Origin of the sequence: Vibrio spartinae (assembly GCF_024347135.1) — a bacterium.
Lineage (GTDB): Bacteria > Pseudomonadota > Gammaproteobacteria > Enterobacterales > Vibrionaceae > Vibrio > Vibrio spartinae.
This window is the reverse complement of the sequence record NZ_AP024908.1, coordinates 1,144,736-1,170,313: the sequence shown is the minus strand read 5'-3', so window position 1 is coordinate 1,170,313 and position 25,578 is coordinate 1,144,736. Positions and strand designations below refer to the sequence as shown.

Below are 25,578 nucleotides of genomic sequence, written 5' to 3'. Positions count from 1 at the left end.
GCAGATCTTGGCGGAGACTTTATCCCCCGGACACTTCATCCACCAGATACAGAATGGATTGATAAGGAATACCGCTGTGGTGTGAAAGGCCGATTTCACAGGTCAGGCTATGGCTGAAGCCGCGTTTACAACCCGGCGGTATCTGACTTTTCAACGGTTGTAATGCGGCCTGATTCAATTCTGGTGTGGTGAAGCCTTTGTCTCCGGCCCAGCCACAACACTGAATATGTTCCGGGACGATGACCTCACGGGCACAGGCCTGAGCCAATTTTAACATCACATCTTCCAATCCCATTTTTCGGGCACTACAGGTAATGTGAAGCATAATCGTTTCTTCGGTTGGGGTAATGGTCAGCAATTCCAACAGGTAGCGACTGACAAACTCGGCCGGTTCGTAGAGTGGTATCGTTGAACGCAATTCGGTTTTCAGTCGCTGTACACACGGGCTGGTGTCCATCAGAACCGGATAGCGACCCTGTTCAGAGGCATCGAGTAAAGCCTGCTCTAACTGATGCGCTTTGTGTTGGGCGTGTGCTGTCATCCCTTTACTGTCATAAGGCATCCCGCAGCACTGTTCGTTTAAATGGTTGGGGATGATGATTTCAAATCCGGCTTTATTCAGCAACCGACGTGTGACTTCAGTGAGCGCGCGTTGATCCTCGCCTTGTGGCGTTGTTCCCATGGTTCGGCTGGCACAGGACGGAAAGTAGACAACCTTATTTTTAGCCGGACTGTCACGGTGCTTGGCGATAGCATCACGATTTGGCGTCGGGATTTCTGGCAACCACTTCGGTATTTGCATATGGTGACGTAAGCGTTGATTCCAGTGCTGCATTCGTTTCGCACCAAGCAGACGTGTTGCCGATGCATTCAGTTTTAATCCTGTTTTGGCAAGTTGTGTCGTCGTGGTGAAATGGTTCGCGGTCCACCGGGCAATAGAATCATAGCGATGGTATTTCTCGGTTCTCAGTTGTTTCACTAAATCACCGGTATTAATGCCGACCGGACAACGTGTCGCACACAAGCCTGTTGCGGCACACGTATCGATTCCCTGATATTCAAAGGCTTGTTCTAACGCCTGAACGTCAGTGCTGTCTTCAAGCGTACGGCGATGCTGTAATTCCCGGTACAGCACAATTCGTTGCCGCGGGGAGAGTGTCAGTGTTCGGGACGGGCAGACTGCCTCGCAAAAACCGCATTCAATACAGCGATCAACCAATGGGTTGGCTGGTGGCATGGGTTTGAGATGTTGGACATGTGCCTGCGGATCCGCATTGATAATCACTCCGGGGTTGAGCCTGTCTGTGGGGTCAAATAATTTCTTTATCTGTTGCATCAGTGCGTAACCCGATTTTCCCCACTCCAGCTCAACATAAGGCGCCATGTTTCTCCCGGTGCCATGTTCTGCTTTCAGTGAGCCACCGTATTTCACCGCGACCAGTTGCGCGACATCATCCATAAACGCGCTATACCGTGCAATTTCTTCCGGTTGGTCGAAGCCTTGTGTAAAGACAAAATGCAAATTACCTTCCAGTGCATGACCGAAAATAATCGCTTCATGGTAGTGATGTTTGTTAAATAACGTCTGCAAATCGCGCACACCACCGGCCAGATGTTCAATCGGAAAGGCCACATCTTCAATAATCACCGTGGTGCCGGTTTCACGCACTGCACCAACTGCCGGGAAAAGCCCTTTACGAATTCCCCACAGTGTGGTGACCGTCTGTTGATCGGTGGTAAATGGGACAGATTCCAGAATCGAATAAGTCGCGAGCTGCTGCATGACCTGATCACACTGCATCGTGAGTTGCGCTTCACTCTGACTATGAGATTCAATAAGTAATGCGGTCGCATGTTCATCCAGCGTGGCGATGAAATCCGGCATACCCGGCTTATCAGCGATTGCCCGGAGTGAGCGGCCATCCATCATTTCCACAGCAGCCACTGGGGTTGTTTTGAGTGTTGTGACGGCCTGACTGGCTTGCTCGATGTCGGGAAAAACCAGCAGCGCTGAAGCTTTAAACGGATGTTCTGCCACGGTGTGGTAGGTGATTTCGGCAATGAATCCCAGCGTTCCCTCGGAGCCGATCATCAAATGCTTAATCACGTCAATCGGATCGGTATAATCAATCAGCGCATTGAGTGCGTAACCGGTGGTATTTTTCAGGCGGTATTTATGCCGAATCAAATCGGTCAGTTGGTGGTTCTGCCGTGTTTGTTCGCAGAGCGTCTGAATCCCGCTGATCAACGCTGGATTTTGTTGTTTGAAGGTTTGAACGCTCTCGGGATCAGCCGTATTGAGTTCATTTCCGTCAGCAAAAATAATGTGAATGTCTGCAATGGTCTGATACGAATTCTGCGCGGTGCCACAGCACATACCACTGGAATTATTGGCAGCGATTCCTCCAATCTTACATGCATTGATCGATGCCGGATCCGGCCCGATTTTTCGTTGGTAGGGGGCCAGATAGCGGTTCGCGTCCGCTCCGATCACGCCGGGTTGCAGTCTGATCTGATGACCCTGCTCTGAAATCTGATAGTTGCGCCAGTCATCGGTCAGGGTCACCAGCACTGAATCTGAAACAGCCTGTCCGGACAGGCTGGTGCCCGCAGCCCGGAATGTCAGATGAATATCGAGTTCATAGCAAATGCGTAGAGTAAATATGACCTCATCGACATTTTTCAACCGGAGTACGACTTGTGGGATTAAACGATAAAAACTGGCATCGGTGCCGTAGGCTAACCGTTGCTCCGGCTGCGTGATAATACATTCAGGCGCAAGCCGAGAGGATAAGCGGGAGATGAGATTCTGGTATGGTGCAGAAACTTCCGAGGGCTGACATTGCATGATTCTACCTATTTGATTTTTTATGATGGGATTCACGAATAATCAATATAGCTGTTTTTCGATGCCTTGATCTGTTGTTTGCAACACAGTTTATTTTTCAGGTCAGGGAAATGTTTGATTTCTTACACAATGAGTACGAACTCTTGACCTGAAATTTGAAATCTTCTCTGCGTAATTCACTACACTGGCTCCAGTTGATTTAATGTGTGAACGCATCAGCCGTTCGAAAAACAGGAGATAAGTATGTCTAAACTATCAAACCCGATTGCCATGATGCTACTAACAACCGCAATTGCTTTCGGCCTAACGGCATGTAACGATGATAATGCAACCACTGAAAAAACCACGTCCAGCAGCGAGCAAACAGATTCTGCAACCATGGATGCGGGCGATCCAGCGACAATGGACGGTGTTCAGACGATGGATAATGATGGTCAGGGTTCATATGAGCCAACTGCACCGAAAACTGATCAAGAAATGATGGGAGAAGCGCCTGAAATGAGTCAGGGTGTGATCGGAGATTCTTCAGATGCAGGCAATGATAAGCATCAAGAGAAATAACGCTCGTCATTTTCTGATTATTGGTCCTGAGTCATCGGCTCTCACGTGAATATGTGGGAGCCGATGTCATTTTATCGTTGCCGCTCATCACTGTTGCGCATCATTGTAGCGGTTTTGAATGCGATAAAGATGAACCAGGCTAGTTAGTTTGATCAATGGTTTGATCAGGAGCTGAGCACTACCGGCGATAAATAGCCAAGTCCCGCTTTCAACCAACGAATCGTTTAAGAAAAAGAAGCTACCGATCAGAAACCAGATCGCAATGAGCAGATCATTGAAGGCACTCAATGCCTCATAACGTTGCTGGATGACCAGATGTTCGCCACCGATATTGATGTCCAGCTTTGTCTTTGTTGTATGAATCACTATGCCTCCATCGTGCACTGATTGAGTTGACTGAAGCAATCTGAGTTGCTCAGGCGTGTATCTTGATTGTCAGGGTAACATTTTCACAACAAAAACAAACACACTCTCCTCAATTGTGGTTTATTTTTCATCCCCTCAGGTATAATCCCCTAAGCCCACACGAAAGTCATCATTGAAAATAGGGAGACAACATATATGACGCCATATCCATCCGATCACATTGTGCAGTTAAAACTGGAAGCTGACGGGATTGTGATTGATTTAGTTGCTGTTAGCGTGGGTCGGGATTTGCTCGTGACCATCCATGGTGGTGATGCAGCACATGTCGGTGCTGTGGCACTGGCGCAACCGCGGGCAAGCTTGCAAGATGCATCGAAGGTGAGTGCATCGACGTCGGTGCTGTGTGTATTAGGCCACAAAGAAGATCTGCTTGCGCATCGTACGGCTCAGGTGATGGCTGCTGCCCTCAATTGTGTTGTTTCGGTCAGTTGTGGGATTCATATCGATCAGGCGAAGCCGGAGCATCTTACGCAGATTCCTGACATGGTGGATACCTTGGTTCATCAACTGATTGACCGTTTGCAAGCCTGACTGAAAAGCGATGGATTGGTTGATTGTTATAAAAATTATTAACCGTTAAGACTACGATTTTTCATTTTATCTTTTGATGCGTTAGCGCGATATTCGCCGCGAAAATTTCCTATTCCTGTTGTCCTATCTGATTTCCAGTATCAAAACCAAGCATCAGTGGGTTGCCGGCGGCTGATGCTTCCGACAAGAAGCGATAATGCAAAAGCACTGACAAGTTGTCGGTGCTTTTGACGGTTTGGCGCTGTGCTTAACGGCTGACAGATAATGTATTCAGAATACGTAACAACTGTTGATGATCCGCTGCTGGGATACGACTCAGAAACCGCATATCGAGTGACTGAACGACGACCATTGAGTCATGGTAAAGCTTTTCGCCTTCCGCAGTTAAATAGACAAAACGGCGTCTTTTATCTTGCGTACTATGCTGTCGGTTAATCAGCCCCCGTTTCTCCATTCTACCCAGTAGTTCTGCTAATGTTGCTTTGGTGGTAATGGCTGCCTCCACAAGATCAACTTGTTCAATTCCCGGAGATTGAGCAATCGCATGTAAAACTGAAAACTGTGGTTTCGTCACATGGGGTAATGCTTCTTGCCAATAGGACGTATGTTCTTGAAATAGTTTTCGCATTAAGTGAAATACGGCTGAATCTAATGGTTGAGTCATCTGTTCAGGTTATCCTTGGTCTTAATGAAAGAGAAGCACAATGTTATGCATAATATCGTCATGCAAAATATCCATTCATTACGTATTTTGTTAATTATATACCCAAGTCGCTGCAAGGGAACTGAGGTATCACTGATTTGAAATTTTAATATTGCTTTTTGTGTATATAAGATTTAGTTTAACCATATTGTTCGTATGCGAACAATATTTTCAATCACAATTTTGAGGGTGTATGAGGCTAATTGTTGGAATGACAGGTGCTACCGGGGCCCCTTTGGCTGTCACGCTGTTGCAGGCTTTACAGCAAATCCCGGATGTAGAAACACATTTTGTGATGTCGCGTTGGGCAAAAACGACGATTGAACTCGAAACGTCGATGACCGCCAGAGAAGTCAGTCTCTTGGCCGATGTGACTTATCATTCCGCGGATCAGGCGGCTGCGATCTCATCCGGTTCATTCAGAACAGACGGCATGATCATTATGCCTTGTAGTATGAAGACTTTGGCTGGTATCCGATCCGGATATGCTGAGGGTTTAATTGGTCGGGCTGCTGATGTGATCTTAAAAGAGCAACGTCGATTGGTGCTTGTTCCTCGCGAAATGCCGCTCAATCCGATCCACTTAGAAAATATGCTCGCGCTTGCCAAATTGGGCGTCTCGATGGTGCCCCCCATGCCAGCGTGGTACAACCGACCTGAGTCTGTCGAGGATATTAAACAGCATATTGTGACGAGAGTGCTGGACCAGTTTGGCCTAGATGCTCCGTTTGCAAAACGCTGGCAAGGTCTTTCTCAAAGAACCAATAGACATGATGAGGAAATCGTTAATGATTTTTGATGATTTAAGAAGTTATTTAAATGCGTTAGAAGAGCAAGGCCAGCTGCTGAGAATTACCGAGCAGGTTAAAGCGGAACCGGATATTGGCGCTGCGGCTAATGCGGCCGGAAGAATTGGTGACGGTGCACCGGCACTTTGGTTCGATAATATCGAGGGATTTACCGACGCCAGAGTGGCGATGAATACCGTTGGATCATGGCCAAATCACGCGATATCAATTGGGTTACCACCCAATACACCGGTGAAAAAACAGATCGATGAATTTATTCGCCGTTGGGATAATTTCCCGGTGGCGCCTGTATATCGGGACAACCCGCCTTGGGCAGAAAATACCGTCGATGGTGAAGCGATCAATCTGTTTGAGATTCTGCCTCTTTTCCGGCTCAACGATGGGGATGGCGGATTCTATCTCGATAAGGCATGTACAGTTTCTCGGGATCCGACGGATCCAGAAAACTTTGATAAGCAAAATGTCGGGATTTATCGGCTGGAAGTCAAAGGCAAAAGAAAGTTGGGTTTGCAGCCGATTCCGATGCATGACATTGCGATTCATTTGCATAAAGCAGAGGAGAGGGGAGAGGATCTGCCAGTGTCGATCGTGCTCGGTAATGATCCAATCATCACGCTGATGGGCGCAACACCACTTAAATATGATCAGTCTGAATACGATATGGCGGGGGCTCTCAGAGAAGCGCCTTATCCGATTGTGAAAGCACCGTTGACCGGATTTGATGTGCCTTGGGGATCTGAAGTTGTGCTCGAAGGGGTTATTGAGTGTGGTGTCCGTGAGATCGAAGGGCCATTCGGTGAGTTTACCGGACATTATTCCGGTGGCCGGAGAATGGCAGTCGTCAGAATTGATAAGGTTTCTTACCGGAGCAATCCAATTTTCGAATCTTTATATCTCGGAATGCCGTGGACCGAGGTTGATTATTTGATTGGGCCTGCGACTTGCGTCCCTTTGTACCAACAACTCAAAGCTGAGTTTCCTGAAGTCCAAGCGGTGAATGCCATGTACACACATGGTTTACTGGTGATTATCTCGACGAAGAAACGTTTCGGAGGTTTTGCCAGATCGGTCGGGATGCGTGCCATGACCACACCGCATGGTCTTGGCTACGTCAAAATGGTCATTATGGTCGATGAAGATGTGGATCCTTTCGATTTAAAACAAGTGATGTGGGCGATGTCATCGAAAGTGAACCCGGCAGGTGACTTGGTTCAACTGAATAATATGTCGGTACTGGAACTGGATCCCGGCTCATCACCGGCGGGGATGACGGATAAATTGATTATCGATGCGACAACGCCGGTTGCTCCGGATAATCGAGGAAACTACGGGATGCCTGTGAAAGATCTACCTGAGACGCAAGAGTGGGTATCCAAATTAACGCGTATGCTTGACGAAGCAAAGGAAGGTAAACAATGATTTGTCCACGCTGTGCCCATAAAGAGATAATGACACTTGCTCTGTCACCGGTCCCCGATGTATGGACGGTCTATCAATGCCAACGATGCTTGTATACTTGGCGTTCTACAGAACCGCTCAGACGGATAAGTCGCGAGCATTTTCCTGATGCATTTAAAATGACACAGGCAGATATCGATAACGCGATACTACTACCGGAAATCCCTCCATTACTCCCTGAGAATGAACGGTAATCCCAGAGAAGGAAAAGTATCAGAGAGCCTACCCCGACTCGGGGGGCTCTCTTTTGTTTTGCTTTGAACCGTCCTTATCGAATCGTTCCGGTTCAGATTTTTATATTTTATCTGGGCGCGATTTTTTAGTGTGCATGCTAAGGTGAAATTTGCCTTATATTTTATAGAAATTAAGTTTTGAATTTTATGATATATTTTTTTATTTATATATCAACAAGTAATGTCCCGCATTGATTTTTTGATGAAAACTCAATGAGTAATATGATTTGAACCAATTCATGGCAAATGAATGTATTGATTTTAATGGTATTGAATTCGGTACGACTCACATCACAATAAACAAGGTCTTTATTGAATTAAATATATTTTATTACCCTGTAATTACTGGGTGTTAGTCATATATTCTGATTTTTTTTGGATTATATATATTATATAGGATGGCATAGTTGACAGAACCACCTAATATAGAAATATTGGGGTCTGTTTTACAGTGATTTATTTTATTAAGTTGTTCTCACTACGTTTTACTCAGTCAGACATTTATGTCTGGTTGAGTCAATCAATTGGCAGTGATGTCTGCCATATAATATTTAACACTCGCTAACAAGGTTGGACAAATATGGAGATGAAAAAATTACTAGGGATTTCAACGGTTTTTTTGCTTAGTTCGATGAGCTTAAGTGCCGTTGCTGGTTCTGTATACGTGAATTTTAATGCCGAATATCAAGAAATTGATGGGTTTGGAGGCATGAATGCACCAGGTTGGATTAATGATTTAACATCGGCACAGGCGACGACGGCATTTGGTAATGGTAATGGTCAAATGGGTTTATCCATCATGCGTATGCGTATCGATCCTGATTCAAACCAATGGTACAGACAAGTACCGGTTGCTCAAATTGCGCATTCTTATGGTGCCAAACTATTGGCAACACCTTGGTCTCCACCGGCTTATATGAAGACCAATAACAACGTCAATAATGGTGGTAAACTTAAAAAAGAACATTATTGGGGATATACCGACCATTTAATGGATTTTACCCATTATATGGCAGGTAGAAATGCACCGATTTACGCGTTGTCAATCCAAAATGAACCAGACTGGCACCCTAATTATGAGTCTTGTGACTGGTCTGGTGCAGATTTCGTCAATTATTTAAATTCTCAAGGATCGCGACTGGACTCTTCGCTTAAAATTTTAGCGCCTGAATCATTAGGTTTTAATCCTGCCCTTTCTGATCCGATTCTAAATAACTATGTAGCCCGTAACCATGTTGATATTATCGGTGGTCACTTATATGGTGTGAAACCGAAAAATTATCCGCTTGCATTACAAAAAGGTAAAAAACTCTGGATGACAGAGCACTATACCGATAATGAAGATGCAAACAACTGGAACAAAGCTATGGATGTTGGTTTAGAGCTGCATCAAAGTATGGTTGCGAACTATAGCGCTTATATCTGGTGGTATATTCGTCGTAGCTATGGCTTGTTAACTGAAAATGGTAACATCAGTAAACGTGGTTATGTGATGTCACAATACTCAAAATTCATTCGTCCGGGTGATGTGCGTATTGCGGCAACTGAAGTTCCAGAAAGTAATGTCTATGTGACTGCTTATAAAAACAGATCCGGCAAACTGGTTGTTGCGGTTGTCAACCGAAGCAACTCTCATAAAGAGCTGAAATTTACGCTGCAAAACGGCACTGTTGGTTCAATGACAAAATATGTGACTTCAGCGTCGAAGAACGTAAGTTATGGCGGCAAATACGCAGTGAGTAACAATCGCTTTACTGCTTATGCAGACCCCTGGTCAGTGCTCACATTTGTATCTGAGTAATTGATGTCGGTAAAGGTGAATCCCCCTTCACCTTTTACCTTTAAAATGAACCTTGAGTACAATGGTGGCTCAAGGTTCGTTTGATGATTCAGGATACTTGTTTGTCGGCTCGTTTGGTTATCTCTTGCGTATCGTGAGTCTGGTGGTTACCTGACTTAGTCAGACAAGGGCTAGAGCACATAACACAAGTAAACATATATGGGACAATAAACCGAGTAAGAAGAAATAGGAACGCGGACTAGGGTTGGTTTCTGTGGCAATGGCATAGTAAAGCACCATATGCACAATTCTCGCCCCGGCAAAAACCCAGATAAAAACCCCCGTCCAGAATACATTTGTGCCCACTAAAATAGCTAAAAATGCTGTTCCCAACATCATTGGAAGATTTTCCAGCGAGTTCATAAAAGTACGGTGAGATCTGAAAACAAATGAGTCGTGACTCAGTGATTCGTCAATTTTCCCGGGGACTGCTCCTGGCTGAGAGCCTTTCGATACAGATGCCACAAGACTTTGAATCAGCCATGTAATCAGCATAACAAAAATACCCCAGTAAGATGCGGTATATAAATCTATAGAAGTCATATTTTCTCCTCGTTATATTGCCCAACGGTTAAACCAATCTCTTGTTCATAGAAAGGCTCAAGCGAATGGCTGTCCGGAAAGCAGGAATCGAAGGTATCTTCGATTAAGGTATCTTCTTTTTCCACTTGATGACACAACAACTGTTTCAAGCGGAAGTCGGATAAGAATCAGATACCGCCAGTTGAAAAGGGGCCTGAGTTTGTTAGTGGTGAATTATCTGGTGGTTTTGATGAATTTAGCCGGTACGCCACCCACTAAGGTGTCTGGCGCAACATCTTTGGTCACTACAGAGCCTGCTGCAATCACTGAGCGAGCACCGATGGTGACACCTTGGCAAATCACGGCATTTCCCCCGATCCAGACATCATCTTCGACGACGATCGGCAAGCACTGAAATTTCCAATTTTTACGTTGGCGATGATCTAACGAATGGGTCGGCGTATAAAATTGGACACTTGGGCCAATTAAAACATCATTGCCGATAGTGATCGGTGCATTATCCAGCATCGTTACACCCATGTTGATGTAGGTATTGCTACCGATAGAAATGTTTTTCCCATATTCACAGAGGAATGGCGGACACACGATCGTATTTTCTCCCACATGCTTGAATAGCTGGGCAACGTAAGGTTTAGCCGCTTCAAATTGACGCGAATTTATGTCTTTCAGTAAATCAAACGCTTCATTTCTCAACTCTGTAAATTCGGAACTGGTTGCATCGAATTCCAAACCTAAACTCATTTTCTCAAATTCACTCATATTTTTATCACCATTTAAGTATGCATGTCGTCACTTACATGATTTTAAAATATCAGTGATGAAACGACAACGATGTGTATGTGCTCCCATTTTCACGCCCCTCAGCAAACGTCGTCAAATCAGCATGCAACTTCAAGTGTTACTCACTCATGCCAATTCACACTTTACACCGATGTCTGATGATTCGGGCGAAGATACTTTTCCATTGAAAAATTGATGAGAGACTCGCCGTTGCGTTGTACTTCATTCTTCTTGATCACAGCAAAGCCACGGCGTTCGAAAAAAGTTTGAGCAATAAGTGATGCCTCAACATATAAGCGTTCAATACCGGCTTCTGTCGCTTTTGCAAGTAAGTGTTCATAAAGTGAAGCGGCAACACCGCTGCCCTGAAAATCTGGATGTGTATAGGTGCAATCAATATGGCCATCACTATCGAGTTCGATAAAACCGGCAACACGGTTGTCAATGATTGCCACAAATGGTTGCTTGTAACTGAGTCGCTCAGACCACAACTGATAATTAATCGGTGTCGGGGCCCAAGCTTCCTTTTGTTCAGGAGTATATACCGAAGGATCAATGGCATGTACCGACTGATAAAACAAGTCAGCAATCTCTCTGGCCCATTCTGGTGAGTAGCTTTGTATCTTCATTGTTGCCTTCATTAATAAATTCAATATCTTATGGATAATCATAATTATAAAAAATAGTAGGCTTGCTCACAAAAATATTTTGTCTCTAAGAGTGAATGGTCCGTTGCATTGAATTATTTTTTATGCCCGCCTAGAATTTATCCTTATCCACCCCTTCAGGGAAGGTAATGGTAGAATTAGCCGATTGCTTATCGATTTGATGTCGCTATCAACAAATCCTAATCGAGCGTGCTGATAGGCTTTCGGAATGGTTCCTATGATCGTAAAACCGAGCTTCTGCCATAACCTGACAGCGACTTCATTGGTTGACATCACATGGTTAAATTGCTGTTCTACCGTTTTCTTAAGCCAGACCCATAAAGCTTTTGATGGGCTGTGAGTCGGGCCTGCAAGAAAATGGGAGCGGGGTAAAGCGCAATTTACCCCGACTCATACGCTGCTTACTTGCGCATTGCGTTGAGTTTGGCTTGGGCAATGCCAAAGATCGAATTGATCGGATAACTAGCGTCTTCAGTTGCAATGCCGGCGGGTTTGCCGGTGAAGATTTCGATCGCGTCGGTAACATGGTTAATCGCCCAGATATGGAACTCCTGCTTTTCAATCGCATTGACAATATCATGACGTAACATCAGGTTATGTACATTGGAGCGGGGGATAATCACCCCCTGTTGTGGGTGACGGCCTTTGATGGTGCATACATCGAAGAACCCCTCAATTTTTTCATTCACCCCGCCAATCGGCTGCGATTCTCCAAACTGATTCATCGAGCCGGTAATCGCGATATCCTGCCGGTTGGGCTGTTTTGAGAAAGCAGAAAGGATGGCACAGAACTCCGCCATACTGGCACTGTCACCATCGACACCCCCATAGGATTGCTCAAAGGTCAGTGTTGTGGTGAGGGGGAGTTTGGCATTCTTACCCAGTACCGAATGGAGGTATGCGGTGAGGATCATCACGCCTTTTGAGTGAATACTGCCACCGAGATCAACGCTCCGTTCGATATCGATAATGTCGCCTTCACCGTAACAGGTGGTTGCCGTAATGCGATTCGGTACGCCAAACATATGATCGGTGGTACTGAGTACCGACAGCGCGTTCACTTGACCAATTGCATGTCCTTCTGTCTGCATCAACGTGGTGCCGTTGAGAAACCCTTCCATCACATTATGCTGGATACGGTTGACCCGCAGTTCCTGATTGTGCAGTGCTGCGTCAACATGTCCCTGACGAATCATATTCGAGTTGGCTTGCTTGGCAACATAGTTTGATTCGCGTAGCAGATTCGCGATATGCGCTGAGTGCAACGACAGCTTATTTTGATCCCCGGCAATGCGGGAACTGTGTTCAATGATGCGCCCCATCGCTTTGCGATCACAGTGTAGCAAGTTGTTGTCGTGCACGAAGCTGGAGATAAATCGCGCATATTGTAGTTCCGAGTCTGCGTTGCGGAGCATTTCATCCTCAAAATCAGCGGTGACCCGGAAGAGCTCACCGAACTCAGGATCATAATTCGTCAGCAGTTGGTAGGTTCGATAATCTCCGAACAGAATGATTTTCACATTCAGTGGAATGGGTTCAGGATCCAACGAAATCGCACCACTTAACGTGACTTCTCTCTCCAGCGACGTCATGCTGATCTGACGTGAACGCAGGGCACGCTTCAAGCCGTCCCAGACGTAGGGACGTTCCAACACCTTAATTGCGTCCATGAGCAGAACGCCGCCATTGGCACGGTGTAAACTCCCTGAGCGAATCAGTGAAAAATCGGTGAATACGGTTCCTTTATAGGTAGCGTTTTCAATATAGCCGAACAGCGAGTGATAATTCGGATTCTCTTCAACCACGATCGGGAAGCAATCTTCCGGATGACTGACCAATACATTCACTTTGTAGCGACGCGGTAATTTTTTGTCCAGCGCGGCTGCCGCGATCTCGCCTTGTTCGCCACTTTCTTCAAGAAAGATATCGACATTATCGATAATATCTTTGCGCAGATCTTCAAGATGGGTTTTGATTTCCGGATAACCCGAATAATTTTTTTTGAGTTTTTTGATAAAGTGATTGAGCACTTCACCGGTGACGCCATCATTGAGCTTTTTGATTTTTTCGTTGTAACTTTCTTCCCACTCTGAGAGTTGGCGAACCATATTCCGCAGTTTGATTTCCAGTTCGTCAATTGTTTCTCCGAAATAAGTCTGTTCCTCTTTCGTTAATGCCTCAAATGTGGATTCGGTGTGCATCTCATCGCCATTCATGGCAATAAACTGGTAATCGCCTTGCGAAGTAATCGTCAGACTGACACCTTTTTCCTTCGCGTCTTTGGTGATTTGCTCTAACTCGGTTTGCTGTTTGGTGGCGAGCTGATTTTTGAGCTGTTCCGCCCGGCCGATATACAGCTCATTATCGAATGCCAGTGGAATCGCCCCCACCAGTTTTTCGAGCAGCTTTTCGATATCCTGACGCAACTGATTGCCGAGCCCGCGTGGCAGTTTTAAGACTTTCGGCGTGCGACTTTCGGTAAAATTAGCGACGTAGCACCAATCGAACAGGGCATCCAGCTCGTGTCGGTGACGGTTAAGATAGCGTAGAACCATCGTCCGTTTACCGAGTCCGTTTCTGCCGATGGCGTAAATATTGTATCCCTTCTCTTTGATCGACATGGCGAATTCAACCGCTTTTTGTGCCCGTTCTTGCCCAACGATCTCATCGATAGGGGGTAAATCTTTTGTAGACTTACTGGACAATTTTTCCAGCTTGGCAACATGATAAAGCTGATGTGTTTGTAGTCGTTCGATTGCCATGATTCCCTCACGCCTTCCTTTTTTTATTCAGTGTAGATGTAATTGTTTGCATTTTTAGTGACTTAGCGCTGATTAGTATCTGATTGGACAAATAATCAACAGTTTATGGTGAAATGTAACCGAATCATGAAATCATGGTGACCGGGGAAAGAGTACTTTGATAATCATCATAGAGTCAGTAGACTAGCGTTCCTTTTAGCCCGACAGCGTCAAGATGAGCACAATTCGTGAAGTCGAATACCATGCTTGTCCCGTGCTGATGTTCGGTGGGCAGAGTGTCGATGATGTTTGATTTTATCTGACGAGAGAAGAGTTTTTATTTTTATGCAGAAAACTGTAAATGTTCCGCAATCACTGGGTCGCCAGCTTTTCAAAATGACCTGGCCAATGGTCTTTGGTGTTCTTTCTCTGATGGGATTCCAGTTGGTTGACAGTATTTTTATCGCACAATTGGGCATTTTGCCGCTGGCCGCTCAAGGGTTCACACTACCGATGCAAATGGTCATCATTGGTTTGCAGGTCGGGCTGGGCATTGCGACCACATCTGTGATTGCCCGTGTACTCGGAGCCGGTAAGCAGCAAGATGCAAAACAGTTGGGTGGTCTGATATTGACTATCGGCAGTATCAGTGTGGCAGTGCTAACAGTGCTGATCTATCTACTACGCCATCCGATTCTGGCATTACTGGGCGCGACACCGGAAGTATTTCCCATTATCGATCAATATTGGAGTGTCTGGCTGATCAGTGCCTGGACCGGTGCCGTGTTGTACTTCTTGTATAGTATCTGCCGTGCCAATGGTAATACGATCCTCCCCGGCACGATGATGATGATCACCAGTTTGGTCAACTTGATTCTGGACCCGATTTTCATTTTCTCGTTCGATTTAGGGATAAATGGCGCAGCGTGGGCAACGAGCTGTGCGTTTGGGATTGGCATTGCCGTGGTTGCGGTGAAAGTGTTGTCCCGTCACTGGATGTCATTTCAATGGGAAGGGTTGGATATCCGGGCCAGTGTGAAGTCGATTTTACAGGTGATGGGACCGGCAACGGTGAGTCAGTTACTTCCGCCAATTTCTTCGATGATGGCAACCCATATACTGGCTTCATTCGGCAATGAACCCGTTGCCGCATGGGCGGTGGGGTCACGGTTTGAATTTTTCTCACTGGTGGCTGTATTGGCACTCACGATGGCAATGCCGCCAATGGTTGCCAGAATGCTTGGTGAGCGAAAAATTACCGAGATTCGTCATTTGGTCGGGATTGCGGTGAGATTTGTGCTGATTTTTCAGACGGTACTTGCGGTATTGGTCTTTTTTCTGGCGGGTTCGATTGTGGTGTGGATGTCCGATGCGGCGATGATTCAACAATTACTCCAATGGCATCTGATCTTTGTCCCGATCAGTCTTGGCCCGCTGGGAATTTGTATGTTGATGGTGTCGATCCAAAATGCGTTGGCGAAATCATACACCGCGTTGGTGATCTCAGCGTTGCGGCTGTTTGTCTTTTTCCTCCCTTGCTTGTGGATCGGTGCGCAGATAGCGGAATTGAAAGGTATCTATCTCGGATCGATGATCGGCAACATCCTTGCGGGTCTGTGTGCCTGGCTGATTTATCGGAGAACGATACGGCAGATCGGGCAGGCGGTATCGTCTGACTGAGGCCTTTCTGACGAAGACTGACAGTTCGTTATGATAATAAAAACCCCGCTGACAAGCGGGGTTTTTATTCATGGCGTGATTCTTAAATCAAGCCGGGAGGGAATAAACGCTTACGGCATTAAGCGCGAGCTGCTTTTGCTTTGCGACGCGCTTCAACCGCAGCAGAGAGTTGACGTAGCACTTGCTCTGTATCCTGCCAGCCGATACATGCATCAGTAATCGACTGACCATAAGTCAGGGCTTGTCCATCGACTAAATCTTGGCGTCCTGCAACCAGATGCGATTCAATCATCACGCCGAAGATTTGCTCTTCGCCATTAGCAAGTTGTGCTGAAACGTCTTCAGCGACCACCATTTGACGCTGATACTGCTTACTGCTGTTCGCATGGCTGAAGTCAATCATCACCTTTTGCGGCAGATCGGTTTCGGTTAGTTTATCTTTGACATCCTGAACATGTTTTGCACTGTAATTCGGCTCTTTACCACCACGCAAAATAATGTGGCAATCTGGGTTTCCGGCGGTTTCAACAATCGCAGAATGACCAAATTTAGTTACAGAAAGGAAGTTGTGAGATGCGCGTGCTGAGCGAATGGCATCCGCTGCAATTTTGATGTTGCCATCGGTGCCGTTTTTAAACCCGACCGGGCATGATAAACCAGAGGCCAGCTCACGGTGAACCTGTGATTCAGTGGTTCTCGCCCCGATTGCGCCCCAACTGATCAGATCGGCAATATATTGGGGGGTGATCATGTCCAAGAACTCACTGGCGGTCGGCATGCCCAGATTGGTCAGCTCGAGCAACAGGTTACGCCCGATTTTCAGACCTTCATTGATCTTATAGGTATCATTCATGTACGGGTCGTTGATGAGACCTTTCCAGCCAACCGTTGTCCGGGGCTTTTCAAAGTAGACACGCATGACGATTTCCAGATTATCACTTAACTCATCACGCATTTTTTTCAGCTGCTTGCCATATTCGATTGCGGCTTCAGGATCATGGATAGAACATGGTCCGATAATCACAAGGAGACGGTCATCTTTGTCATTCAGAATATTATGAATGGCTTTACGCGCATTAAATGTTGTTGAAGAAGCAACGTCAGTTGCCGGAAATTTTTCAAGTATGGCTACCGGCGGGAGTAATTCTTTAATTCGTTTTATTTTCACATCATCAGTCTGAAACATTCGGTTCTTCTTCCTCTCTTATCACGACACATCTGTCAAGGGGACGGTACCCTCAGATGTTTTAACTTACGTAAGGTATCGGGTTCAATATTATGTTGCAATCATTTTTTTTATGTAAATGCAATATTAAACCTATCTTTACATTAAGCATTGTTTGTAAAAAATAGTGTACACTGCGTTTGAAGGGGTGTTGTGACAAGGTATACATTGTATTCAATCTCTCATTGTGGCTGAAATACGATGAAGGATTTCTATTATTTATCGATTGCGTACTCACAAATAATCCGTGATCTATCATACACTGTTGATTACGAAAACATGTTGATCATGAAAACATGTAGATCACGAAATGATGCAAAGGTATCTCCCATGAATGAACAATTTTCTCGTTGGCTGGCAAGAGACCCAGATCGGACAACACAAGATGAATTACAAGCATTGATTGATGCCGGGAATCAGGAAGAACTGCAAGATCGGTTTAACAGTCGTCTAGCGTTTGGGACGGCAGGTCTGCGTGGCAAGGTGGGCTGTGGCCCCAACCGGATGAACCGTCTGGTCATTCAGGAAACGGCAACCGGATTAGGCAACTATCTGATTCAACAGGTCGATCAGGCCAAAGAACGCGGTGTCATCATTGGTTATGACGGCCGTTTGGATTCGAGAGATTTTGCATACGATACCGCATCCGTGCTTGTAGCGTTAGGGATTAAAGTATACCTCACTGACCAAGTCGCTCCGACACCGGTGGTTGCCTATGGGATTCGTCAACTGAATACGGCAGCCGGTGTGGTGGTAACCGCCAGTCATAATCCACCGGAATATAACGGATTTAAAGTGTACTGGGAAAACGGGGCGCAAATTATTCCACCACACGATCAAGGGATCGCACAGGCGATTGAGCTGGCGTCTCAGCAGCCACTGCACACGACTTGTCTGACCGAAGCTGAATCAGAGTTGCGGCTCGTATGGCTGAGTGATGACTACTACGAGGCCTATCGGTTGGCGGTACATCAGCATCCATTATTACAATCCGGTGCTCAGGAAAAGAGTGGGGATGACATTACGATTGCCTATACCGCGATGCATGGTGTTGGTGCACCTTATGCTGAAGCATTGCTACAGGAGGCCGGATTCACACAGGTCCATAGTGTTGCACAGCAGCGTGAACCCGATGGTCGTTTCCCGACGGTGAATTTCCCGAATCCCGAAGAGCCGGGGGCAATGGATCTCGTGATTGCATTGGCGGAACAAGTGGGGGCGGATTTGGCTTGTGCCAATGACCCGGATGCGGATCGCTTTGCGGTTGCAGCGCGTCATTCTTCGGGTGACTTTCAGATGCTGACCGGCGATCAGGTCGGCAGTTTGTTAGGCGATTATTTGTTAGAGAAAGTGTTAGAGAAAGAGAAAGGACACACGCAACAGGTACTGGTCGGTAATACCATTGTTTCTTCCAGTCTGCTGGAGAAAATCGCCGAGCATTATCATGCCACTTATTTTAAGACGCTGACGGGATTTAAATGGCTCACAAATGTTGCCATGCAGCAACAGCATGCAGACCTGCCATTCTTATTTGCGTATGAAGAAGCGCTGGGTTACACCATCGGTACGCAAGTGTGGGATAAGGACGGATTATCAACTCTCTTGGCGTTTGTGCAGATGTGTACGGCACTCAAGCGTGATGGACAAACGGTCTGGGATCGGCTTGAAGCGATTTATCGTCGGCACGGTCTGTATGTGACTGCCCAGAAAAGTATCGCCTTATCACCGGAGACGCCACCAATCGGAGATGCATTGCGAGCGGACCCGCCGCAGACGATTGCCGGACGTCAAGTGATGGTGACGGAAGATTATAAGACATCGCAACGCCATTTGGCTGACGGACAGACTGAATCGATTGATTTACCGGTGAGTGATGTATTGGTGTATCAATTGGATGGTGGCGCCAGAGTGATTGTCCGCCCTTCAGGTACGGAACCGAAACTAAAATGTTATTACGAACTGGTGACCGACATTGCAGCAGATGAAGCATTTCAGAATGCGCAGCAGCGCGCAGATGAACAATTGAGTATGCTGATTGCTGAACATCAGATCCATCTGCAATAACGCGTTTGCTGCGCATGTAACGACAAAACCAACCAGAGCAGCATTCGCTGCTCTTTTTTATTGAGAGCTATCCGTATCGTTATCCGGTTATGCTCACGGCGTGTCAGTCGAGATGAGCGGCGTAGGGGGAGCGGCCGATTTTTTCGATAGCTGCACTATCGCCATGGCCGGATTGGATGCACGGCATTTGGCAAAGACATCTTGCTGTGGACGATAGGCTTGGGTGGTGACATCCAGCGCGCCCAACAACGTATCGAAAAGATAGTCGTGAGAGATCCGGGCTTGTTGCGCCTCCGTTTTCAGACAAGCTTCATTGACTGATTTGGTTTGTTTAAATCCTGGTGACATCCAGAGCAGCAGTGGGACATGCGTCTGATATTTCGGGGCGATGCTATAAGGCAGGCCGTGCAGATAAACCCCGTCTTCACCTAACGATTCACCGTGATCGGACATATAGATCATGGCGGTATTGTAGCGATCTTCCAGTGATTTCAGTTGGTCGATGGTTTGCCCGACAACGTAATCGGTATAGCGGATCGTATTATCATAGGTGTTGATTAACTGTTCCTGAGTACAGTTTTCAATATCCGCTCTCGGGCAGTCTGGTTGGAATGCGGCAAATTCTTTCGGATAGCGCTGATAATATGTGGGTCCGTGACTGCCTATCAGGTGCAGGACGATGATCCGATTCCCTTTCATCGAGGCGACTTTGTCCTGAAAATCTTCAAGCAGCTTGATGTCGAGGCAACTTGTGCCATTACACAATGGGTTGCTGCTGCTCCGGGATAAGTTTTCTTCCCGAAGGCGAGCGGGGACATGCTTATCTGCGCCGTCATTTTCGCGCCAGAGAACATCGACACCAGCCCGGTTGAGAATATCCAGTACATTGTCCTGATGGAGTGCCACTCGCTCATTGTAGTCAGACTTATTCAGCCGCGAGAACATACAAGGGACAGACACCGCAGTCGCGGTTCCGCATGACGAGACGTGTTGAAAAGCGATCACATCAGACTTGCTGGTATATGGATTGGTTTCTCTCGGATAACCATTGAGCTGATAGTTTTGACTTCTGGCTGTTTCTCCTAACACAAAAACAAAGAGTGTCGGTTTACCATTACTGGCGGTTGGCGTGGGTTGATAGGCGTCCAGACCGAGCTGTTGATAATCCATCGGTGCTGTCAGATAGTTTTCGCGGATAAAACGGTCGAGACTATGTACGTAATAGGTTGGAATGATCAGTTTCCGCAAATAGCTGTTGTTTCTGCCGACGGAGGCGTAGTCCTGATAGTAGAACATGGCAATGATGATAATCCCCAGTAGCGATATGCCGATCGTCAGGAGCTTTTTACCGACTAAGCGCAGGACGCTGCGTTCTGGACGGATCGGCGATAACCAGAGCGAAATGGTTGGAATGATCCCCAGAATGATGACCCACAAAACAGAGTTCATACTCAGATATGAGGTCGCCTCACCGGCGTTGGTTTCGACGATATTACGGATCATATCGATGTCAAAAATGACACCGTAATTGTAACTCGCATAACAGACGATGCTTGAGGTTATGATCAGAATAGAAAAGAAGATCTTGGTGATTTTCGGCCAAGTAAACAGCGCAAAGAGAATATTTAAGGTGCAGAAGAAAAATAGCGGAATTGAGATGATAAAGCCGGTATCAACCGTCTCAAGCTTGTTGAAAATGGTCTTCAAATCCGAGTAAATCGGCAGGTTGAGAAATATGGCAAAATAAGCTGAAAGGATCAGCGTCATGATGGTGTATGAGAACGGGTAAAACGTCATAGTGCGATTAATTTTCATACTAAAATCCACGTCCAGATAAAAGCAGTCAGTAAAATAGTGATAAAAACAGCCGCAGAGCCGATGTCTTTGGCTCTGCCGCTTAATTCGTGAAATTCGTCGCTGATCCGGTCAACAACAGCTTCGACGGCAGAATTAAACAGTTCAGCGATTAAAATCAGGATCAACGATGCAATCATGAGCATCTGCTCGCTTGACGCGACATTGAGCCAGAAGGTGAGGATGATCAGTGGTATGGAGACCATCACCTCCTGACGAAAGGCGGCTTCATGAATCCAGACCGAGCGGAGGCCTTTCATCGAATAAATGGTGGCGAAATAGACCCGCTTGAGCCCTTGATGACTTGTTTTCATAACATCCTCATATGAATCAGGTCGTAAAAAATCTGACATGTGGTTGAAACATTGGATTATCGTAATGAGCAAGTCTTAAGATTGACTTAAGAAGGAGAAAAGAGATGTCACCTTTAAAGCGCAGGCGGGGATGACCGGTACGATTTCTCCTTATACCGGGCGGGTAAAAAATGCGAACTCAGTTTGGTTAAATGATCGGCCATTGCAGGATGACCTTGGCAAGCGATTACAGCGAGAAGTCAGGATTGCGAATGATACGATAAGCAGTCTATGGCGATTCGAGTGGTGTCCGCGGGGCTGTATGGTTAATGGCCTGTCGACGATCAATCGTGAGCGTGTGGTTCGAAAGCGGTGAATAACCGGTAATAGTTTTGTATCGATGAATAGACGGCCTGCGCTAAATTTTCCAATGGCACCGGGGTAGAGAAGTAGTACCCTTGCAGGCTATCGCATCCTTTTTCTATCAGGTAACGGGCGTGCTCTTCCGTTTCTACACCTTCACAACAGCTGTGTAATCCGAGCTGTTGGGCGAGCGCCAGAATGGCATTGAGAACCGAAGCATCTTTATCACTGTTAAATGAGTTGACGACAAACTGACGGTCGATTTTTAAGGTATCGATATCAATACGGTTCAGATAGCTCAGTGATGAATAGCCGGTCCCGAAATCGTCGAGTGCAATTGAACTCCCCTGCGCCCGGATACGAGAGAAGAATTGGTTTGCTAAATCAAATTTTTCCAGATAGCTGGACTCGGTAATTTCGAACTGCAGTCGGGCAATATCTTGGTGATGGGTTGCTAAAGCCTGATGCAGGACATTTTCCAGTTGAGTTGTCATTAAATCTTTCGATGAAATATTGACGGAGACGACGACGGGATGGAGGCTAATTGATTGAATTTCATCTAAATCCTGAATTGCCTGACAGAGCATCCAGCTTGTAATTTCGCTGATTTTGCCACCATTTTCTGCGATAGGAATAAATTCAGAAGGGGCAATCATACCCAGATCTGGGTTGTTCCACCGGATGAGTGCCTCAAATCCAATCACCTCACCTTGGCGAGATACTTTGGGCTGATAAACCAAAAAGAATTCATGATTATCAATTGCCGCTGAGATGCGGTTGATGATCTGCAACGTGCGCCGTTTCTGACGTAACATTTGAGGCTTAAACAGCCGATATGACCCTTTGCCAACGTTTTTACTGTGAGACATCGCAATATCAGCGTTAGAAATCAGGGTATCGATGTCGAAATCGGACGCTTTGGCCATCGCAATACCAATACTGACACTGGTCTGGATTTTCCACTGGCCGATGGTAATCGGGGTTTTCAGTTGGTCGGTAATTGTTTGGGCAACCTGTTTGGCGATACTTGAATCCGGCAAATCGGGCAATACCACCAGAAAATCATCACCACCAAGGCGGGCAAGCGTGTCATTTGACCGTAGACTCCTTGCAATGAGATGACTCAGATGGCGTAACAGGTCATCACCAACCGTGTGTCCCATCAAATCGTTAATATCTTTAAAACGGTCTACATTGAGGAAAAAAATCGCCATATCGGTGTGATGCTGTTGCGCACTGAGTAGATATTGTCTCAGGGTTTCCATCACATAGCGTCGGTTTGGCAAATCGGTGAGATGATCGTAATTGGCGAGATGAAACATGGAGACTTGTTGTTGGCGCAGTTTTTTATTCTGTTCTTGATTGAGCTGATGTTCTTGATTGATCGTCTCCAGCATTGAATTGATATCTTGGCTCAGGTGCAACACCTCGCTGACGCCTTCAGCGGCATGGCGGAGTGTATAATTTCTGGAGTGTTTGACCTGTCTGGTAAATGCCGAGAGGCGGATCAAAGGTGTCACGATGCGCTGAAACATATACCAAGAAATGACCAGAGACATGACCAGAATCAGCAATACCAGAGGAATCGCCTTGATGAGAAGATCGCGCCGGCTACTGGCAATCGGCTGGTTGAAGTCGTGGACGACTTCCAGATAGCCAACCGGAAAATTCGGGTTGCCAATGGTGTCCACACTCACCAGAAAATCATCAATATGTGTCACCGGGAATGGTTTTTTTTGGGCAATGAGCGACTGATAATGCGGATTATCAATGATATGAATCGGCTTGGCTGACGTTTTGGAGTAGCGTTCAAGTAAATTCCAGTTTGCGTCATAAACATCGGCATAGAGGATGTGATCATATCTTTCGAAAGAGAGGAGTTTATTTTTTAGAATGAACCTGTCCGGCTCCTCTGAAAAAGTGAAGAGCAGCTCATCGGCAACATTGTCGATTAAAGCTTGGAGGTTGTTTTTTACAGAATGAATGTATATGGCTTCGTACTCTTTAAGAGAAACCATAAAAACTGAGAGTGCACAAAGTGCAATCGACAGTGTACTGATGAAGAGAAATTTTCCTCGGATACCCAGTTTTTTATGAATCCCTGCTAACATCAAGCCATCCTGTTTTTGGTTGTATTCTAGCCAGTCGTTATTTTTGATAAACCACAATCACATTGTGAGGGAGCGCCACTGGAGCCGGAACGTAGCCGATCGCGTTATTTGTTTTTGTGACATAGTTCAGTAATTCTTTAACGGATGAGAATTCGAGTGGTGGGTGATTTCGTCCCGTAAACAGCAATTGTGCCCAGTAGGATTGAATCCGACTTTCGGTTAAACCAATCACTTTAGTATTGAACCGTATTCGGGTGGGGTTGCCAACCTCTAAAGCAACCGCTTGATATTTACGGCTGAGTGTCCCGCCCATGTATATTTGTCGGATTTCATGATGGGTTAATGCTGGCAGGTGTGATGCCACATTGGCGATGACAAGAATACTCGGCTGGGATTTGGCGTAACTGAGCGGACATAAACTGAATAGGTTCAGCACCAGCCAAAAGCTAAATATGTGATAGAAGCGATGTCGTTGCGGTGCTCTTCTCATCAGCACACCCACTCTAGGCTGACTTTATAGAGAGCGGCATAACTTTCTTGGGGGAGAAAAATCAGAAATAAAGTCAAGAAGCAGGTTATTTGAGACACTTCCTGATATTTTCTACGATATCTTATATTAAAAAAAGACAACATCATCTTGAGTCTGCGACGGTGCTCACCATCCAAATTGTTAATAAATTGTAACTTATTTATTTCTAAGAAGTCTATTTAGATTTTGAATAGATTTGCTTGAATTTCACATAATATATCTAATTGGCATCGAAGATGAAAGATTATATCCCTGATGCGCATTTTTTCCGTTTATTATTGTTTTTGTTGATATGTTTGAGAGAAAAATATGAGTGATGAATATATTGGCCCTGATGGTCAAAAGCGGTGTCGGTGGTGTAGCACGACCACTGATTTTCTTGACTACCATGATCATGAATGGGGATTTCCGGTCGATGATGACCGAACCCTATTTGAAAAGATATGTCTGGAGAGTTTTCAGTCGGGTTTGAGCTGGCGAACGATTCTGGCCAAACGAGAGAATTTTCGGCGGGCTTTTCTGAATTTTGATTTTAACCAAATGGCTCAGTTTACCGAGCAGGATGTCGAGCGTTTGTTACAGGATGCCAGTATCATCCGGCATCGTGGAAAAATTGAAGCAGTGATTAACAATGCGAAACGAGCGCAGGAACTGGTGGCTCAGGAAGGATCTCTGGCAGCTTTTTTCTGGCGTTATGAGCCGGATCCTGCCACGTTACCAGAACCGCAATCGGTATCGATTTCACCAGAATCAGTAGCTTTGTCGAAGCAACTGAAAAAGATGGGATGGAAGTTTGTCGGGCCAACGACGATATATGCATTTTTACAGGCAATGGGACTGGTCAATGATCATGAAGAAGGCTGTGTGATTCGGGAAAAAGTGGCACAAGTTCGGGCTGGTTTTCAACGGCCATAGTCGTCATCACAATTCTCATAAATGAGACAATCGCGATTTCCACTGTGGAACGTATCCATTCATTTTGACAACCGAGACCCTGAGAACTATATAATTAAGTAATCACTTTATAGTGACTAATATCATTACAATTATAATAAAGTTTATATTCATCTATGTTCATTATCGCAAATGATGCAGTAATGATTTGATCGAATGGAGAAAGCAGAATGGTTATCGAAGTTGGATTGGTGATGTTATGTACTGGAGTCTTGTTGACGCTTTACTTCCGTATCAACCGCTAAGATTGACGCGTTTGATGAGGTTATAAAATGAGTGTCATGATAGAGACTTTGGTCATGTTCGATGATAGATAGAAACATCAGTCGGCACAAAAAGCCATGACTTGTCATACAGATGACGG

General features: G+C 45.8%; 22 protein-coding genes and 1 pseudogene. 10 read left to right on the top strand and 13 right to left on the bottom strand.

Annotated elements, in window-relative coordinates:
- Nucleotides 1–19: 19 nt before the first annotated feature.
- Complete coding sequence (locus tag OCU60_RS22875; RefSeq protein ID WP_074371978.1) at nt 20–2,848, bottom strand: FAD-binding and (Fe-S)-binding domain-containing protein; 2,829 nt, start codon at nt 2,846–2,848, stop codon at nt 20–22.
- A 243-nt stretch (nt 2,849–3,091) separates the two neighbouring features.
- Here OCU60_RS22875 and OCU60_RS22870 point away from each other — a divergent pair, with 243 nt between their 5' ends.
- Entirely contained in the window at nt 3,092–3,409 is a 318-nt protein-coding gene (locus OCU60_RS22870; protein ID WP_074371977.1) for a hypothetical protein, read from the top strand.
- 87 nt (nt 3,410–3,496) lie between these two features.
- Here the strand turns inward: OCU60_RS22870 and OCU60_RS22865 are convergent, their stop codons facing one another.
- On the bottom strand, nt 3,497–3,772 hold the full coding sequence (locus OCU60_RS22865; protein WP_074372046.1) for a YrhK family protein: 276 nt from the start codon (nt 3,770–3,772) through the stop codon (nt 3,497–3,499).
- A 198-nt stretch (nt 3,773–3,970) separates the two neighbouring features.
- On the opposite strand from OCU60_RS22865, the gene lpdD reads away from it, so the two are divergent.
- Nucleotides 3,971–4,366: a prenylated flavin chaperone LpdD gene (gene lpdD, locus OCU60_RS22860; RefSeq protein WP_074371976.1), complete on the top strand. Its 396-nt coding sequence runs from the start codon at nt 3,971–3,973 to the stop codon at nt 4,364–4,366.
- Between the two features lie 247 nt (nt 4,367–4,613).
- Here the strand turns inward: lpdD and OCU60_RS22855 are convergent, their stop codons facing one another.
- Complete coding sequence (locus tag OCU60_RS22855; protein ID WP_074371975.1) at nt 4,614–5,030, bottom strand: MarR family winged helix-turn-helix transcriptional regulator; 417 nt, start codon at nt 5,028–5,030, stop codon at nt 4,614–4,616.
- Between the two features lie 232 nt (nt 5,031–5,262).
- On the opposite strand from OCU60_RS22855, the gene OCU60_RS22850 reads away from it, so the two are divergent.
- The 4 genes from OCU60_RS22850 to OCU60_RS22835 all read left to right on the top strand — a co-directional run bounded on the left by OCU60_RS22850 (nt 5,263) and on the right by OCU60_RS22835 (nt 9,370).
- Entirely contained in the window at nt 5,263–5,868 is a 606-nt protein-coding gene (locus tag OCU60_RS22850; RefSeq protein WP_074371974.1) for a non-oxidative hydroxyarylic acid decarboxylases subunit B, read from the top strand.
- Nucleotides 5,858–7,297, top strand: a complete 1,440-nt coding sequence (locus tag OCU60_RS22845; RefSeq protein ID WP_074371973.1) for a non-oxidative hydroxyarylic acid decarboxylases subunit C — start codon at nt 5,858–5,860, stop codon at nt 7,295–7,297. Before OCU60_RS22850 ends, OCU60_RS22845 begins: the two co-directional genes overlap by 11 nt.
- The gene (locus OCU60_RS22840) at nt 7,294–7,530 is read left to right on the top strand and encodes a non-oxidative hydroxyarylic acid decarboxylases subunit D (protein ID WP_074371972.1); all 237 of its coding nucleotides are present in this window, start codon (nt 7,294–7,296) and stop codon (nt 7,528–7,530) included. Before OCU60_RS22845 ends, OCU60_RS22840 begins: the two co-directional genes overlap by 4 nt.
- A gap of 619 nt (nt 7,531–8,149) precedes the next feature.
- The gene (locus OCU60_RS22835) at nt 8,150–9,370 is read left to right on the top strand and encodes a glycoside hydrolase family 30 beta sandwich domain-containing protein (RefSeq protein WP_205410466.1); all 1,221 of its coding nucleotides are present in this window, start codon (nt 8,150–8,152) and stop codon (nt 9,368–9,370) included.
- Nucleotides 9,371–9,529: 159 nt separating this feature from the next.
- Here OCU60_RS22835 and OCU60_RS22830 read toward each other — a convergent pair whose 3' ends face one another.
- From OCU60_RS22830 to OCU60_RS22820, 3 genes are all read right to left on the bottom strand, one after another.
- Nucleotides 9,530–9,952, bottom strand: coding sequence for an MAPEG family protein (locus OCU60_RS22830; protein ID WP_074371971.1), 423 nt, complete (start codon nt 9,950–9,952; stop codon nt 9,530–9,532).
- A gap of 213 nt (nt 9,953–10,165) precedes the next feature.
- Entirely contained in the window at nt 10,166–10,711 is a 546-nt protein-coding gene (locus tag OCU60_RS22825) for a sugar O-acetyltransferase (RefSeq protein ID WP_074371970.1), read from the bottom strand.
- 164 nt (nt 10,712–10,875) lie between these two features.
- Nucleotides 10,876–11,361, bottom strand: coding sequence for a GNAT family N-acetyltransferase (locus OCU60_RS22820; RefSeq protein WP_074371969.1), 486 nt, complete (start codon nt 11,359–11,361; stop codon nt 10,876–10,878).
- A gap of 112 nt (nt 11,362–11,473) precedes the next feature.
- Between OCU60_RS22820 and OCU60_RS23075 the strand changes: the two genes are divergently transcribed.
- The gene (locus OCU60_RS23075; RefSeq protein ID WP_083602587.1) at nt 11,474–11,596 is read left to right on the top strand and encodes a Fic family protein; all 123 of its coding nucleotides are present in this window, start codon (nt 11,474–11,476) and stop codon (nt 11,594–11,596) included.
- On the opposite strand, the pseudogene OCU60_RS23070 reads toward OCU60_RS23075, so the two are convergent.
- Nucleotides 11,566–11,688 (bottom strand): annotated as a pseudogene (locus OCU60_RS23070) (GNAT family N-acetyltransferase); the annotation flags it as partial. The gene OCU60_RS23075 and the pseudogene OCU60_RS23070 sit on opposite strands and share 31 nt — an antisense overlap.
- Nucleotides 11,689–11,801: 113 nt before the next feature.
- On the bottom strand, nt 11,802–14,162 hold the full coding sequence (locus OCU60_RS22810; protein WP_074371968.1) for a Lon protease family protein: 2,361 nt from the start codon (nt 14,160–14,162) through the stop codon (nt 11,802–11,804).
- A 324-nt stretch (nt 14,163–14,486) separates the two neighbouring features.
- On the opposite strand from OCU60_RS22810, the gene OCU60_RS22805 reads away from it, so the two are divergent.
- A complete protein-coding gene (locus OCU60_RS22805; RefSeq protein WP_074371967.1) occupies nt 14,487–15,821 on the top strand; it encodes an MATE family efflux transporter in 1,335 nt (444 codons plus the stop codon).
- Nucleotides 15,822–15,939: 118 nt separating this feature from the next.
- Here OCU60_RS22805 and aroG read toward each other — a convergent pair whose 3' ends face one another.
- Nucleotides 15,940–17,007: a 3-deoxy-7-phosphoheptulonate synthase AroG gene (gene aroG, locus OCU60_RS22800; protein WP_074371966.1), complete on the bottom strand. Its 1,068-nt coding sequence runs from the start codon at nt 17,005–17,007 to the stop codon at nt 15,940–15,942.
- Nucleotides 17,008–17,376: 369 nt separating this feature from the next.
- On the opposite strand from aroG, the gene OCU60_RS22795 reads away from it, so the two are divergent.
- Nucleotides 17,377–19,110 (top strand): phospho-sugar mutase, encoded by a 1,734-nt coding sequence (locus OCU60_RS22795; RefSeq protein ID WP_074371965.1) that lies wholly within the window; start codon nt 17,377–17,379, stop codon nt 19,108–19,110.
- A gap of 93 nt (nt 19,111–19,203) precedes the next feature.
- Here OCU60_RS22795 and OCU60_RS22790 read toward each other — a convergent pair whose 3' ends face one another.
- The 4 genes from OCU60_RS22790 to OCU60_RS22775 all read right to left on the bottom strand — a co-directional run bounded on the left by OCU60_RS22790 (nt 19,204) and on the right by OCU60_RS22775 (nt 24,221).
- Nucleotides 19,204–20,925, bottom strand: a complete 1,722-nt coding sequence (locus tag OCU60_RS22790) for a phosphoethanolamine transferase (RefSeq protein WP_074371964.1) — start codon at nt 20,923–20,925, stop codon at nt 19,204–19,206.
- Entirely contained in the window at nt 20,922–21,278 is a 357-nt protein-coding gene (locus tag OCU60_RS22785; protein WP_074371963.1) for a diacylglycerol kinase, read from the bottom strand. Before OCU60_RS22785 ends, OCU60_RS22790 begins: the two co-directional genes overlap by 4 nt.
- Nucleotides 21,279–21,601: 323 nt before the next feature.
- On the bottom strand, nt 21,602–23,731 hold the full coding sequence (locus tag OCU60_RS22780; RefSeq protein ID WP_074371962.1) for an EAL domain-containing protein: 2,130 nt from the start codon (nt 23,729–23,731) through the stop codon (nt 21,602–21,604).
- Nucleotides 23,732–23,768: 37 nt separating this feature from the next.
- Nucleotides 23,769–24,221: a hypothetical protein gene (locus OCU60_RS22775; RefSeq protein WP_074372044.1), complete on the bottom strand. Its 453-nt coding sequence runs from the start codon at nt 24,219–24,221 to the stop codon at nt 23,769–23,771.
- Between the two features lie 348 nt (nt 24,222–24,569).
- On the opposite strand from OCU60_RS22775, the gene OCU60_RS22770 reads away from it, so the two are divergent.
- Complete coding sequence (locus tag OCU60_RS22770; protein ID WP_074371961.1) at nt 24,570–25,175, top strand: DNA-3-methyladenine glycosylase I; 606 nt, start codon at nt 24,570–24,572, stop codon at nt 25,173–25,175.
- The last annotated feature ends 403 nt before the right edge of the window (nt 25,176–25,578 follow it).

What these genes read in the sequence shown, in the direction of transcription:
- OCU60_RS22875 (WP_074371978.1), bottom strand. Translation starts at nt 2,848, where the DNA reads ATGCAATGTCAGCCCTCGGAAGTTTCTGCACCATACCAGAATCTCATC.
- OCU60_RS22870 (WP_074371977.1), top strand. Translation starts at nt 3,092, where the DNA reads ATGTCTAAACTATCAAACCCGATTGCCATGATGCTACTAACAACCGCA.
- lpdD (WP_074371976.1), top strand. Translation starts at nt 3,971, where the DNA reads ATGACGCCATATCCATCCGATCACATTGTGCAGTTAAAACTGGAAGCT.
- OCU60_RS22855 (WP_074371975.1), bottom strand. Translation starts at nt 5,030, where the DNA reads ATGACTCAACCATTAGATTCAGCCGTATTTCACTTAATGCGAAAACTA.
- OCU60_RS22850 (WP_074371974.1), top strand. Translation starts at nt 5,263, where the DNA reads ATGAGGCTAATTGTTGGAATGACAGGTGCTACCGGGGCCCCTTTGGCT.
- OCU60_RS22845 (WP_074371973.1), top strand. Translation starts at nt 5,858, where the DNA reads ATGATTTTTGATGATTTAAGAAGTTATTTAAATGCGTTAGAAGAGCAA.
- OCU60_RS22840 (WP_074371972.1), top strand. Translation starts at nt 7,294, where the DNA reads ATGATTTGTCCACGCTGTGCCCATAAAGAGATAATGACACTTGCTCTG.
- OCU60_RS22835 (WP_205410466.1), top strand. Translation starts at nt 8,150, where the DNA reads ATGGAGATGAAAAAATTACTAGGGATTTCAACGGTTTTTTTGCTTAGT.
- OCU60_RS22830 (WP_074371971.1), bottom strand. Translation starts at nt 9,952, where the DNA reads ATGACTTCTATAGATTTATATACCGCATCTTACTGGGGTATTTTTGTT.
- OCU60_RS22825 (WP_074371970.1), bottom strand. Translation starts at nt 10,711, where the DNA reads ATGAGTGAATTTGAGAAAATGAGTTTAGGTTTGGAATTCGATGCAACC.
- OCU60_RS22820 (WP_074371969.1), bottom strand. Translation starts at nt 11,361, where the DNA reads ATGAAGATACAAAGCTACTCACCAGAATGGGCCAGAGAGATTGCTGAC.
- OCU60_RS22810 (WP_074371968.1), bottom strand. Translation starts at nt 14,162, where the DNA reads ATGGCAATCGAACGACTACAAACACATCAGCTTTATCATGTTGCCAAG.
- OCU60_RS22805 (WP_074371967.1), top strand. Translation starts at nt 14,487, where the DNA reads ATGCAGAAAACTGTAAATGTTCCGCAATCACTGGGTCGCCAGCTTTTC.
- aroG (WP_074371966.1), bottom strand. Translation starts at nt 17,007, where the DNA reads ATGTTTCAGACTGATGATGTGAAAATAAAACGAATTAAAGAATTACTC.
- OCU60_RS22795 (WP_074371965.1), top strand. Translation starts at nt 17,377, where the DNA reads ATGAATGAACAATTTTCTCGTTGGCTGGCAAGAGACCCAGATCGGACA.
- OCU60_RS22790 (WP_074371964.1), bottom strand. Translation starts at nt 20,925, where the DNA reads ATGAAAATTAATCGCACTATGACGTTTTACCCGTTCTCATACACCATC.
- OCU60_RS22785 (WP_074371963.1), bottom strand. Translation starts at nt 21,278, where the DNA reads ATGAAAACAAGTCATCAAGGGCTCAAGCGGGTCTATTTCGCCACCATT.
- OCU60_RS22780 (WP_074371962.1), bottom strand. Translation starts at nt 23,731, where the DNA reads ATGTTAGCAGGGATTCATAAAAAACTGGGTATCCGAGGAAAATTTCTC.
- OCU60_RS22775 (WP_074372044.1), bottom strand. Translation starts at nt 24,221, where the DNA reads ATGAGAAGAGCACCGCAACGACATCGCTTCTATCACATATTTAGCTTT.
- OCU60_RS22770 (WP_074371961.1), top strand. Translation starts at nt 24,570, where the DNA reads ATGAGTGATGAATATATTGGCCCTGATGGTCAAAAGCGGTGTCGGTGG.